Genomic DNA, 12,607 nt, shown 5'->3' with positions numbered 1-12,607 from the left:
CCACATCGAAAAAGACAAAAGAACAAACCACAACACACCCCCCCCCCCCCCCCCCCCCCCCCCCCCCCCCCCCCCCCCCCCCCCCCCCCTCCCCCGGTGCCACTCGACTAGATCTCGCCCCGGAGCTTGGCCAGCGCCTCGGCGAGGATCGCCTCGCCGTCGGCGTCGGTGCGCCGCTCGCGGACGTAGGCGAGGTGGGTCTTGTACGGCTCGGTGCGCGGCGGAGCCGGGGGGTTGTCCCGGTCCTGGCCTGCCGGGAACCCGCACCGCGGGCAGTCCCAGCTGTCCGGCACCTGAGCATCGCTGGCGAAGCTCGGCTGCGTCTCGTGCCCGTTCGAGCACCAGAAGGAGATGCGCAGGCGGGGCGCGGACTCGCCGCGCTCCGCCTCACCCATCGGCCCCGCTCCGACCCGGCTTCCACGGATCGCGTTGCCACTTGCCACGGTCGTAACTCCCTGCGTGATGGTGCCGCGAAGCGTGAGTGGATTTCCGCCGCGGGCGCCCCAGTCTACGTAAGGCCCAACGCGCGTCCAATGGCGCGAGTTACTTGCAACCGGTCAGCTGTCGAGCTTCATCAGCAGGCCGAGCGCGACAATGCACGCGAACCACAGCAGACCGATCACGACGGTGATGCGGTCGAGGTTGCGCTCCGCGACGGAGGAGCCTCCGACGGACGACTGCATACCGCCGCCGAACATGTCGGAGAGGCCGCCGCCCTTGCCCTTGTGCATCAGCACCAGCAGCATCAGCAGCAGGCTGAATACGATCAGGGCGATCGAGAACCCCATAATCACGGCTGGATCCTACTTTCCTGGGCTTTCCGGGATTTCCGGGACTTTCCTGGAATCGAAGCGGGGGCCGGACGGCTGTCCCGGCCACCGGCCCCCGCAAGAGTACGACGGATCCGTCCTACCGCATACTCACAGCGACCGTCACTGGTCGCGGAAGCGGACGATCTTCACGAACTCCTCGGCGTCCAGCGCCGCGCCGCCGATCAGAGCGCCGTCCACGTCGGGCTGGGCCATGATCGCGGCGATGTTGCCGGACTTGACCGAGCCGCCGTACTGGATGCGCACCTTGTCGGCCAGCTCCTGCGAGTACAGCTCCGCCAGACGGCCGCGGATCGCCCCGCAGACCTCCTGCGCGTCCTCGGGGGTGGCGACCTCGCCGGTGCCGATGGCCCACACCGGCTCGTACGCGATCACGATGGACTCGACCTGCTCGGCCGGGACGTCCTTGAGGCCGCCGTCGACCTGGCTCAGCGTGTACGGGACCTGCCGGCCGGCCTTGCGGACGTCCAGGCCCTCGCCGACGCACAGGATCGGCGTGATGCCGTGGCGGTAGGCGGCCTTGACCTTGGCGTTGCAGACCTCGTCGTTCTCGCCGTGGTACTGGCGGCGCTCGCTGTGGCCGACGGCCACGTACGTGCACTTCAGCTTCGACAGCATCGGGCCGGAGATCTCACCGGTGTACGCGCCGGAGTCGTTGGCCGACAGGTCCTGGGCGCCGTACTTGATCTTCAGCTTGTCGCCGTCGACCAGCGTCTGCACCGAGCGCAGGTCGGTGAAGGGCGGCAGGACCGCGACCTCGACCGCGTCGAAGTCCTTGTCGGCGAGGGCGAAGGCGAGCTTCTGGACGTGCGCGATGGCCTCGAGGTGGTTGAGGTTCATCTTCCAGTTGCCCGCCATCAGCGGGGTGCGGGTGCTCATGCGGGGTCAGCCCTCCAGGGCGTCGAGGCCGGGGAGCGTCTTGCCTTCGAGGTACTCGAGGCTGGCGCCGCCACCGGTGGAAATGTGGCCGAAGGCATTCTCGTCGAAGCCCAGGATCCGGACCGCGGCGGCACTGTCGCCACCGCCGACGACGGTGTAGGCGCTGCTGTCGACGAGGGCCTGCGCGATGGCGGTGGTGCCGCCGGCGTAGTCGGGGTGCTCGAAGACGCCCACCGGGCCGTTCCAGAAGACGGTCTCGGCGTCCGTGATCTTCGACGCGTACAGCTCGCGCGTCTTGGGGCCGATGTCCAGGCCCTCCTTGTCGGCGGGGATCTTGTCCGCGTCGACGGTCTCGAAGTTCGCCGGGGTCTTGCCCTTGAGGTCGGGGAACTCCGCGGAGACCAGCACGTCGACCGGCAGGACCAGCTCGACGCCGTTCTTCTCGGCGCGCTGCATGTACTCCGTGACCTTGTCCACCTGGTCCTTCTGGAGCAGGGAGATGCCGACCTCGTAGCCCTTGGCGTACAGGAAGGTGTACGCCATGCCGCCGCCGATGAGGATGCGGTCGGCCTTGCCGAGCAGCTCGTCGATGACGGCGAGCTTGTCGGAGACCTTGGCGCCGCCGAGCACGACCACGTAGGGCCGCTTGACCTCGTCGGTGAGCTTCTTCAGGACGCCGACCTCGGTGGCGATCAGGTAGCCGGCCGCGTGCGGGAGGCGGGCGGGCAGGTCGAAGACCGAGGCGTGCTTGCGGTGGACGGCGCCGAAGCCGTCGCCGACGTAGACGTCGGCGAGCCCGGCGAGCTCGTCCGCGAACGCGCCGCGCTCGGCGTCGTCCTTCGAGGTCTCGCCGGCGTTGAAGCGCAGGTTCTCGATGACGGCGACCCGGCCGTCATCGAGGGCCGCGACGGTCTCCCTGGCGGAGGCACCGACGGTGTCGGTGGCGAACGCGACGTCCTGGCCGAGCAGTTCGCCGAGGCGCTCGGCGGCCGGGGCGAGCGAGAACACCGGGTCCGGGGCGCCCTTGGGGCGGCCCAGGTGCGAGGCTACGATCACGCGGGCGCCGGCCTCGGCGAGCGCCTTGACGGTCGGCAGCACGGCGCGGATGCGGCCGTCGTCGGTGATGGTGCCCTCGGCCAGCGGCACGTTCAGGTCCGCGCGGACGAAGACCCGCTTGCCCGTGACGCCCTCGGAGAGGAGTTCGTCGATCGTCTTCATACTGTTTCTGACTCCTTTGAGCCCTTTGCTGAAGGGCGAGGAAGGGGAACGGGGCAAACAACAGGGCCCGTGCTGCGCGTCGTTGCGCTGCCCGGACCCTGTGCTCACATCGTGGTGCCTTGCCCTATGGACTTAGAGCTGACCGCCCACGAAGACGGTGAGGTCGACGAGGCGGTTGGAGTAGCCCCACTCGTTGTCGTACCAGCCGACGACCTTGACCTGGGTGCCGTCCTGAACCATGGTCAGGGACGAGTCGAAGGTGCAGGAGGCCGGCCAGTTGACGATGTCCGAGGAGACGATCGCGTCCTCGGTGTAGTCGAGGATGCCCTTGAGCTGGCCCTCGGCGGCCTTCTGGAAGGCGGCGTTGATCTCTTCCTTGGTGGTCTCGCGGGAGAGCTCCAGGACGAGGTCGGTGACCGAGCCGGTGGGGACCGGGACGCGCATGGCGATGCCGTCCAGCTTGCCCTTGAGCTGCGGGAGGACCAGCGCGGTGGCCTTGGCGGCACCGGTGGAGGTCGGGATGATGTTCTCGGCGGCGGCGCGGGCGCGGCGCAGGTCCGAGTGCGGGAAGTCCAGGATGCGCTGGTCGTTCGTGTACGCGTGGACCGTCGTCATCATGCCCTTGACGATGCCGAAGTTCTCGTCGAGGACCTTGGCCATCGGCGCCACGCAGTTGGTGGTGCAGGAGGCGTTGGAGATGACGTGGTGGTTGGCCGCGTCGTACTTGTCCTGGTTGACGCCCATCACGATCGTGATGTCCTCGTCCTTGGCCGGAGCCGAGATGAGGACCTTCTTCGCGCCGGCGGCGATGTGCTTGGCGGCGTCGGCCTTCTTCGTGAAGATGCCGGTCGACTCGATGACGATGTCGGCACCCAGCTCGCCCCAGGGGAGGTTCGCGGGGTCGCGCTCGGCGAAGGTCTTGAAGGTGTTGCCACCGACGGTGATGGTGTTCTCGGTGTGGCTGACCTCGGCCTTGAGGCGGCCCAGAATCGTGTCGTACTTGAGCAGGTGAACCAGGGTGGCGTTGTCAGTCAGGTCGTTGACACCGACGATCTCGATGTCCGCCCCCTGCTCAAGGAGCGCCCGGAAGTAGTTGCGGCCGATACGGCCAAAACCATTGATGCCTACGCGGATCGTCACGAACCGATCTCCTCGTTGGTGTGCCGGTCTGTCACCCGGCGAGCTGTATGGGATGTCCCCGACCGCCTACGACCCTACCTCTCCGTGAGCCCTGTGGTGACATCGACAGCCTCCGGAAACTCCCGCGGCTGCCTGTGCAGGCCCACTGGGCGGCCCGTACCGGGGTACCGGTACGGGCCGCCGGGGACTTCGTCCCCGTCACTCAGAGTCAGCGGCGGAGCGAGCGGAGCGCCTTACCGATGAGTACCGATCGATCAGCGGCCGCGGACACGTGCTCCAGGCCGAAACCGAGGAGAACGGTGTCACGCGTTGTGACCGCCGCATGGGACTTGAACAGCTCGCCCGCGCGGGACCAGTCGCCCGGAACGTCGGGGCTTCCGGCAGGCGAGCCCTGCGCCGTCCACACCCCGAGCGAGGTCTCGAAGCCCTCGCTCTCCTTCTCCGCTCCCCCGGTGAAGAGCTTGGCCTCGTCCGCGAAGACGCCGCGGCCGCCGGAGCCCGGGTCGGAGACGTACGACAGCGCCAGCTCCACCTTGCGGCCCGCGTAGGCGCTCAGGTCGAAGGCGACCTGCTTCCAGCCGCCGGAGGAGCCGGTGAAGCTGTTCCAGGCGCCGCTGGTGCCGCTCGCCTTGCAGCCGCCGGCCTCGACGCTCAGGTAGTGGCGCAGGAAGGGGTGGCCGTTGACGAAGAACCCGGCCCCGCACTCCTCGGGCACCGTGGTGCTGCTCTGGCCCGACGCCTCGGGCAGCGTGGTCCAGTCGTCGCCGCCCGCCGTGTGGGCCTCCAGGACGGCGTGGTCGTAGCCCGGCTCGGTGTTCCAGTTGAGCGCGAACCGCAGCTCCGGCTTGTCGGCCGCGGAGACCCCGGTCAGGTCGACGGTGCGGACGAGGCGCTTCCAGTCGTCGTCCTCGTGCGTGGCCGCGGCCATCCACGAGCCGGTGTGGGGGGCGTACGGGTTCACGACCCCGGCGTACCGGCCGCCCTGCGCGCTGCGGAACTGCGGGAACTGCGCCGGAGCGAGGGTGTCGGAGGTGACGGTGTACGCGCCCGGGGCGTTGAGCGGGTTCCCGGCGGCGTCACCGAGCCCGCCGCCGGCGCCGGCGAGCGCACCGGCTCCGGCGAAGCCGTTGGCCCCGCGCGCGGCGGTCCGGCCGTAGGCGCCCAGCCAGTACTGGCTGAAGTCGTTGGTCGTGGCGCGGCCGACCTGGGCGCTGCCGCCCGCGAGCTCACCGGCCTCGATCAGCTTGCCGCCCTCGTTCAGGTAGGCCCGGACGGCCAGCTGGGTGGGTCCGCCGGGGGCCTGGGCGCCCGTGTAGTGGACCGCGGTGCGGAAGTGCGACAGGACGCCCAGGGGGTGCGGCGCGCCCTTCACGGCGACGTCCCAGACGACCGCGGAGCGGCCGTTGGCGCGCAGCGCGTCGACGTACGACTGCGCGTGCTGCGCGGCGGCGCCCTCCTCGGCGATCACGAGGACGTCCGCACGCGGCCGCTGTTCCACGGTGTACGTGAAGTAGTTGCCGGCGACGTGCTTGCCCGCCCGGGTGCGGCCGGTGAACCAGACCTCGACGGTGTCGCCCTGTCCGGCGCCGCGGACCGAGGCCCGGTACTCGTCGAACCGGATGTTGTCCTCGCCGCCGTAGACCTCGCCGCCCTTCCAGGGCTTGAGGTCGGCGCGGTGCGTACGCCCGCCGTTGATGCGGTAGTTGAGCTGCTTGTCGCGCAGGGACTTGCGGGCCGTGACGGCGACCGGCTGGGCGCCGCCGCGGGCGTAGGAGGCGGTGAACCGGTCCGGGGTGAAGTCGGGGGCGGTCATGCCCACCGAGGACGACGCCCGGTCGGGGTGCGAGGCGGTCTCGGCGACCGACAGCGCGAAGGGGACGTTCTTGGCGAACTCCGCCTGGATCAGCTTCTCGTCGTCGGGGAAGTTGAAGCCGGACTGGCAGTCCTGCGGCTTCCACGCGTCGTCGGGGTCGATGGCGGAGGCGGTCTGGCAGGTCGTCATCTCCGGCGTGAACATCATGATGCCGTTGACGTTGCCCGCGTGGCCGTCGGCCTCGCCGTTGGTGGTGTACAGCTCGGAGGAGACCTGGGGGTAGTAGCCGGGGACGGCCGGCTTCTCCGGGGTGCCGGCGAGTGCCTTGTAGAGCACGTCGTCGGGGGTCGGGGTGGCGACCTGCCAGCCCACGCCGTAGAGGATCAGCTCGGCGGCGGAGTGGTAGTTGATGCCGTACTCGAAGCCGATGCGCTTCTGGAAGCGGTCGAGGGCGGTGGTCTCGGGCTCGGAGTTGGGTCCGGTTCCGCGGAAGGTCTCGCTGAACGGGCTGGGCGAGGAGCCCTCGTTGTCGTAGCCCCACTTGTAGGCGAAGTTCCGGTTGAGGTCGACGCCGTCGGCGCTGGTGTGCTTGCCGTCGCCGTTGTTGTCGCGCATGTTCTTGCGCCACAGCCGCTCGCCGTCGGCGGCGTGCGTGTAGTCGTAGCCGTCCGGGTTGGCGGAGAGCAGGAACCACAGCTCGGTGCCGTTGACCAGGTTGGTGACGCGCCGGTCCTTGCCGTAGTTGTCCAGGTAGTGGTGCATCAGCCGCCGGGTCATCTCGGGGGTGATCCACTCCCGGGCGTGCTGGTTGGACATGTACAGCACGGAGGGCTTGGCGCCGTCCTTGGTCTTGCGGGCGTTCTTGGTGACCTTGAGGGCGAGGATGTCCTTGCCCTGGACGGTCTTGCCGATGGAGACGACCTTGGTCAGGCCGGGGTTGGCCTGCGCGGTCCGCAGGAGCTCCTCCTTCAGGCCCCCCGCACCGCTGTACGGGCGGAAGACCCCGTCCCCGGCCGCGCGGGCGCGGGCGGCGTTCTTCTGGGGGATCCGGCGCTCGGCGAGCCGGACGCCCCGGGCGCCGAGCGCCCTGGCCTGGGCGCCGGTGAGGAACAGCTCGACGCGGGCGGTGCCCTTGGCCGGCGGGCGCTCGCTCAGCTCGTGGGCGTCCTGGCCGGCGGCGAGGACGAGCGGGACCTGTTCCCGCGTGATGTCGGCGTCGTAGACCCGTACCTCGTCGGCAGCGGGTGCGGTGCCGTTGCTGCTGCTGCCTGGCTGTGCCTGGGCCACCGGTACGGCGGCCATGGATCCGAGGACGAGTGCGCTGGCGGCGAGGATCGATCTCGCGCGGTGCCTCATGGGCCCCCCTGGGCGTTGTCTGCCACGAAAGCGGTCGGACGTAAGGCTCACGACCCCACATGACCATGTCAATACGGCATGCCGTAATACGTCCGAGCGCACCCGAAGGGGCCTACGCGGGACGTGCGCAGGCCCCTTCGGCGGGACGGGGTCCGGACGGGGGGTCCGGGGAGGGCGGGCCGGGGCCGTCAGCCGGCCATGTTGTCGGCCATTTCCTCGGTGAGGTTCGACTCGGTGCCGGGGATGCCCAGGTCCTGGGCGCGCTTGTCGGCCATGGCCAGCAGGCGGCGGATCCGGCCCGCGACCGCGTCCTTGGTCAGTGGCGGGTCGGCCAGGGCGCCCAGCTCCTCCAGGGAGGCCTGCTTGTGTTCCATGCGGAGCCGGCCGGCCGCGGCGAGGTGCTCGGGCACCTCCTCGCCGAGGATCTCCAGGGCGCGCTGCACCCGGGCGCCGGCGGCGACGGCGGCGCGCGCGGAGCGGCGGAGGTTGGCGTCGTCGAAGTTGGCCAGGCGGTTGGCGGTGGCGCGGACCTCGCGCCGCATCCGGCGCTCCTCCCAGGCCAGGACGGATTCGTGGGCGCCGAGGCGGGTGAGCAGGGCGCCGATCGCGTCGCCGTCGCGGACCACGACGCGGTCCACGCCGCGCACCTCGCGGGCCTTGGCCGCGATGGAGAGCCGGCGGGCGGCGCCCACCAGCGCCAGGGCGGCCTCGGGACCCGGGCAGGTCACCTCCAGCGAGGAGGACCGGCCGGGCTCGGTGAGCGAGCCGTGCGCCAGGAAGGCACCGCGCCAGGCCGCCTCGGCGTCACAGGTGGCCCCGGAGACCACCTGCGGGGGAAGACCCCGGATGGGACGGCCGCGGCCGTCCACGAGGCCGGTCTGGCGGGCCAGCTGGTCGCCGCCCGCGACGACCCGTACGACGTATCTGCTGCCGCGGCGCAGGCCGCCCGGAGCCATCACGACGAGGTCCGAGGAATGGCCGAAAATCTCCAGGATGTCCTTGCGCAGCCGGCGCGCCGCGATGCCGGTGTCCAGTTCCGCCTCGATCACGATGCGGCCGCTCACCAGGTGCAGGCCGCCCGCGAACCGAAGGATCGCCGAGACCTCCGCCTTCCTGCAGCAGGTCCGGGTGACGGGAAGCCGGGAGATCTCATCCTTCACCGCTGCCGTCATCGCCATGGGCCGATCCTTCCATGCATCCGAAAAATACGGTCGTACGCGGCGGCCAGCAGCTCCGGGTCGTGCTTCGGAGAGCCGTCCTGCCTGGCCACGGGCGCCAGCTCGACCGCGGCACCGAAGCGTTTGGCGGCATCGGCGAGGGACTCGCGGTCGGGCACGGCGGCCTCGTCGGCCAGCACCACGTCCAGGGCGAGTTTAGGGGCGTGTCGGGCCAAAACCTCCAAATGACGTTGCGGAGAGAAGCCCTCTGTTTCGCCGGGCTGCGGGGCGAGGTTCAGCGAGAGCACCCGGCGGGCCTTGGTCTCGATGAGCGCGTCGAGCAGCTGCGGCACCAGCAGGTGCGGGATCACGGAGGAGAACCACGACCCCGGGCCGAGGACCACCCAGTCCGCGTCGAGCACCGCCTCGACCGCCTCCGGCACCGCCGGCGGGTCGTGCGGTACGACGTGGACGGACTGGACCTCCCCGGGGGTGAGGGCGACCGTGGCCTGCCCGCATACGGTGTCCACGTCGTCCGGACGGGCCGGGTCGTGCCCCCTGACCAGGGCCTGGAGCTCCAGCGGGACCGCCGACATGGGCAGCACCCGGCCCTGGGCGCCCAGCAGCCTGCCGACCAGGTCGAGCGCGCTGACGTGGTCGCCCAGCTGCTCCCACAGGGCGACGATCAGCAGATTGCCGACCGCGTGGCCGTGCATCTCGCCCTTGGACTGGAAGCGGTGCTGGATGACCCGGGACCAGGTCTGGCCCCAGTCGTCGTCGCCGCACAGCGCGGCGAGCGCCTTGCGCAGGTCACCGGGCGGGAGCACGCCGAGCTCCTCCCGGAGCCGGCCGCTGGACCCGCCGTCGTCGGCGACCGTGACCACGGCGGTCAGGTCGCCGGTGATCCGCCGCAGGGCGGCGAGGGAGGCCGACAGGCCCATGCCCCCGCCGAGCGCGACGACCTTGGGCTGGGCGCCGCGCTTGCGGGCAGCCCGGGGGGCGGTCTCGCCGCGCCCCGGGGTCAGCATCCGCAGCCGGCGCAGCCGCAGGCTCCTGCCGGTCACTCGCGCCCCATGTCCCGGTGTACGACGACGGTCTCGACTCCCTCGGAGGCGAGGCGGGCGGCGAGCTTCTCGGACATGGCGACACTGCGGTGCTTGCCGCCCGTGCAGCCCACCGCGATGGTCACGTACCGCTTGCCCTCGCGGCGGTAGCCGGCGGCGATCAGCTGGAGGAGCTCGGCGTAGCGGTCGAGGAACTCCTTGGCGCCGGGCTGGTTGAAGACGTAGCCCGACACTTCCTCGTTCAGACCGGTGAACGGGCGCAGCTCCGGGACCCAGTGCGGGTTGGGGATGAAGCGGCAGTCGACGACGAGGTCGGCGTCGACGGGCAGGCCGTACTTGTACCCGAAGGACATGACGGTGGCCCGCAGCTCGGGCTCCTCGTCGCCCGCGAACTGGGCGTCCATCTTGGCGCGCAGCTCGTGCACGTTCAGGCTGGAGGTGTCGATCACCAGGTCGGCGTCGCCGCGCAGCTCGCGCAGCAGGTCGCGCTCGGCGGCGATGCCGTCGACGATGCGCCCGTCGCCCTGGAGCGGGTGGGGGCGGCGGACCGACTCGAAGCGGCGGACCAGCGCGTCGTCCGAGGACTCCAGGAAGACGATGCGGCGGGTGACGCCGCGGCCGTCGAGTTCGGAGAGGGACTCGCGCAGGGCGTCGAAGAACTGCCGGCCGCGCACGTCGACGACGACGGCGATGCGGGCGACGTTGCCCTGGGAGCGGGCGCCCAGCTCCACCATGGTCGGGATCAGCGCCGGGGGGAGGTTGTCGACGACGAACCAGCCGAGGTCCTCCAGGCACTTCGCGGCCGTACTGCGGCCGGCTCCGGACATGCCGGAGATGATCACCAGCTCGGGGATGGCCGCCTCGGCGGCCCCGCCGGCCTCCACGCTCGTGCCCGTACTCACCTGTTCTCCGTCCCGGTCGTGCGTTGTTCCGTCGTGCTCGGTCATTGCTCGGTCCCCCGTTCGGCTGAGGTCCCCGCGGGCGCGGGGGTCTCATCCTCAATGATCTCTCCTGTCGCCGTGTTGACGGCAGGAACGGCAGGAGCCGCCTGGGCGAGTGCCGCGGCCACGGTCTCGGCCGTCTTGCGGCCTATGCCGGGGACCTCGCAGATCTGGTCGATTGTCGCCTGCCGGAGCCGCTTCACCGAACCGAAGTGCTTGATCAAGGCCTGCTTGCGGGTCTCGCCCAGGCCGGGCACGGCGTCCAGCGGGCTCGCCTTGATGCGCTTGCCGCGCTTGCTGCGCTGGTACTGGATGGCGAAGCGGTGAGCCTCGTCACGCACCCGCTGGAGCAGGTAGAGGCCCTCGCTGGTGCGCGGCAGGATCACCGGGTCGTCCTCGCCTGGGAGCCAGACCTCCTCCAGGCGCTTGGCGAGCCCGCAGACGGCCACGTCGTCGACGCCGAGCTCGTCCAGGGCGCGCTTCGCGGCGGCGACCTGCGGCTGTCCGCCGTCGACGACGACCAGCTGAGGCGGGTACGCGAAGCGCCGCGGCCGCCCGTCGTCCCCGGCCGGGGAATCGTCGGAGGGGCCGTCGGCGTCCTCGGGCGCCCACTCCCCCGTCTTCAGCTTCTCCTGGAGGTAGCGGCGGAAGCGGCGGGAGACGACCTCGTGCATGGAGCGGACGTCGTCCTGGCCTTCGAAGGAGCGCACCTGGAAGCGGCGGTACTCGCTCTTGCGGGCGAGGCCGTCCTCGAAGACGACCATGGAGGCGACGACGTCCTCGCCCTGGAGGTGGGAGATGTCGAAGCACTCGATGCGCAGCGGGGCGCCGTCGAGGCCGAGGGCCTCGGCGATCTCCTCCAGGGCCCGCGAGCGGGTGGTGAGGTCGCTGGCGCGCTTGGTCTTGTGCAGCGCCAGGGACTGCGCGGCGTTCCGCCGGACCGTCTCCATCAGGTCCTTCTTGTCCCCGCGCTGCGGGATGCGCAGGCTGACGCCGGACCCGCGGCGCCCGGCCAGCCACTCCGCGAGGGCGGGCGTGTCCTCGGGCAGTGCGGGGACCAGGACCTCCTTGGGGACGCCCTCGCCCTTCTCCTCGCCGTACAGCTGCTGGAGGGCGTGCTCGACGAGCCCGGCGGTGTCGACGGCCTCGACCTTGTCGGTGACCCAGCCGCGCTGGCCGCGCACCCGGCCGCCGCGGACGTGGAAGATCTGGACGGCCGCCTCCAGCTCGTCCTCGGCGACGGCGATGATGTCCGCGTCGGTGGCGTCGGCCAGCACGACGGCGTTCTTCTCCATGGCGCGGCGCAGCGCCCCTATGTCGTCGCGGAGCCGGGCTGCCTTCTCGTACTCCATCTCCTCCGCGGCCGCGTGCATCTCCTTCTCCAGCCGGGAGAGGTAGGTGCCGGTGCGGCCGGCCATGAAGTCGCAGAAGTCCTCGGCCAGTTCGCGGTGCTCCTCGGGGGTGACGCGGCCGACGCAGGGCGCGGAGCACTTGCCGATGTAGCCGAGGAGGCAGGGGCGGCCGATCTGGGCGGAGCGCTTGAACACCCCGGCGGAGCAGGTGCGGACGGGGAAGACCCGGAGCATCAGGTCGACGGTCTCGCGGATGGCCCAGGCGTGGCCGTACGGGCCGAAGTAGCGCACGCCCTTCTTCTTGGGGCCGCGCATGACCTGGACGCGGGGGTACTGCTCGTTGAGCGTGACCGCGAGGGAGGGGTAGCTCTTGTCGTCCCGGTACTTGACGTTGAACCGGGGGTCGAACTCCTTGATCCAGGAGTACTCCAGCTGCAGCGCCTCGACCTCGGTGGAGACGACGGTCCACTCGACGGCGGCGGCGGTGGTCACCATCGTCGCGGTGCGGGGGTGGAGGTTCGCCACGTCCTGGAAGTAGCTGGCCAGGCGCTGGCGCAGGCTCTTGGCCTTCCCGACGTAGATCACCCGGCGGTGCTCGTCACGGAACTTGTAGACCCCCGGGGAATCGGGGATCTGTCCCGGCTTGGGGCGGTAGCTGGAGGGGTCGGCCATGGCATCCACCCTACTTGCGGGCGATGACAACCGGACCGTGTCGCCACTCGGTGCGCACGGCGGCCGCAGCGGGCGCGCGGGCGCACCGCCGCCCGGGGCGGGGCCCCCCGGGGGGGGGGGGGGGGGGGGGGGGGGGGGGGGGGGGGGGGGGGGGGTGGTTGGGAGGGGGCGACAAAACATACCGG

General features: G+C 71.0%; 10 protein-coding genes. All 10 read right to left on the bottom strand.

Annotated elements, in window-relative coordinates; translation table 11 throughout:
- Positions 1-107 precede the first annotated feature (107 nt).
- Entirely contained in the window at positions 108-443 is a 336-nt protein-coding gene (locus ACZ7H1_RS18115; RefSeq protein WP_403972672.1) for an RNA polymerase-binding protein RbpA, read from the bottom strand.
- Between the two features lie 114 nt (positions 444-557).
- Positions 558-788, bottom strand: coding sequence for a preprotein translocase subunit SecG (gene secG, locus ACZ7H1_RS18110; RefSeq protein WP_470787946.1), 231 nt, complete (start codon positions 786-788; stop codon positions 558-560).
- 144 nt (positions 789-932) lie between these two features.
- Entirely contained in the window at positions 933-1,709 is a 777-nt protein-coding gene (gene tpiA, locus ACZ7H1_RS18105) for a triose-phosphate isomerase (RefSeq protein ID WP_470787760.1), read from the bottom strand.
- A gap of 6 nt (positions 1,710-1,715) precedes the next feature.
- Positions 1,716-2,927 carry a phosphoglycerate kinase gene (locus ACZ7H1_RS18100; protein ID WP_470787759.1) on the bottom strand — a complete coding sequence of 404 codons (1,212 nt, stop codon included), beginning with the start codon at positions 2,925-2,927 and terminating at the stop codon, positions 1,716-1,718.
- Positions 2,928-3,059: 132 nt separating this feature from the next.
- Positions 3,060-4,067, bottom strand: coding sequence for a type I glyceraldehyde-3-phosphate dehydrogenase (gap, locus tag ACZ7H1_RS18095; RefSeq protein WP_470787758.1), 1,008 nt, complete (start codon positions 4,065-4,067; stop codon positions 3,060-3,062).
- A 208-nt stretch (positions 4,068-4,275) separates the two neighbouring features.
- Positions 4,276-7,236 carry a M14 family metallopeptidase gene (locus ACZ7H1_RS18090; protein ID WP_470787756.1) on the bottom strand — a complete coding sequence of 987 codons (2,961 nt, stop codon included), beginning with the start codon at positions 7,234-7,236 and terminating at the stop codon, positions 4,276-4,278.
- A gap of 188 nt (positions 7,237-7,424) precedes the next feature.
- On the bottom strand, positions 7,425-8,414 hold the full coding sequence (gene whiA / locus ACZ7H1_RS18085) for a DNA-binding protein WhiA (protein ID WP_470787754.1): 990 nt from the start codon (positions 8,412-8,414) through the stop codon (positions 7,425-7,427).
- Positions 8,405-9,457 carry a gluconeogenesis factor YvcK family protein gene (locus ACZ7H1_RS18080; protein WP_470787752.1) on the bottom strand — a complete coding sequence of 351 codons (1,053 nt, stop codon included), beginning with the start codon at positions 9,455-9,457 and terminating at the stop codon, positions 8,405-8,407. The genes whiA and ACZ7H1_RS18080 overlap by 10 nt, the downstream gene beginning before the upstream one ends.
- Positions 9,454-10,404 (bottom strand): RNase adapter RapZ, encoded by a 951-nt coding sequence (rapZ, locus tag ACZ7H1_RS18075; RefSeq protein WP_470787751.1) that lies wholly within the window; start codon positions 10,402-10,404, stop codon positions 9,454-9,456. Before rapZ ends, ACZ7H1_RS18080 begins: the two co-directional genes overlap by 4 nt.
- Positions 10,401-12,422: an excinuclease ABC subunit UvrC gene (gene uvrC, locus ACZ7H1_RS18070; protein WP_470787749.1), complete on the bottom strand. Its 2,022-nt coding sequence runs from the start codon at positions 12,420-12,422 to the stop codon at positions 10,401-10,403. Before uvrC ends, rapZ begins: the two co-directional genes overlap by 4 nt.
- Between the last annotated feature and the right edge of the window lie 185 nt (positions 12,423-12,607).

This window comes from Streptomyces sp. NPDC037401 (assembly GCF_055602345.1).
The sequence above is the reverse complement of the archived record's forward strand: the minus strand, read 5'-3'. Positions and strand labels throughout refer to the sequence as shown.

What these genes read in the sequence shown, in the direction of transcription:
- whiA (WP_470787754.1), bottom strand. Translation starts at nt 8,414, where the DNA reads ATGGCGATGACGGCAGCGGTGAAGGATGAGATCTCCCGGCTTCCCGTC.
- secG (WP_470787946.1), bottom strand. Translation starts at nt 788, where the DNA reads ATGGGGTTCTCGATCGCCCTGATCGTATTCAGCCTGCTGCTGATGCTG.
- tpiA (WP_470787760.1), bottom strand. Translation starts at nt 1,709, where the DNA reads ATGAGCACCCGCACCCCGCTGATGGCGGGCAACTGGAAGATGAACCTC.
- uvrC (WP_470787749.1), bottom strand. Translation starts at nt 12,422, where the DNA reads ATGGCCGACCCCTCCAGCTACCGCCCCAAGCCGGGACAGATCCCCGAT.
- ACZ7H1_RS18090 (WP_470787756.1), bottom strand. Translation starts at nt 7,236, where the DNA reads ATGAGGCACCGCGCGAGATCGATCCTCGCCGCCAGCGCACTCGTCCTC.
- ACZ7H1_RS18100 (WP_470787759.1), bottom strand. Translation starts at nt 2,927, where the DNA reads ATGAAGACGATCGACGAACTCCTCTCCGAGGGCGTCACGGGCAAGCGG.
- rapZ (WP_470787751.1), bottom strand. Translation starts at nt 10,404, where the DNA reads ATGACCGAGCACGACGGAACAACGCACGACCGGGACGGAGAACAGGTG.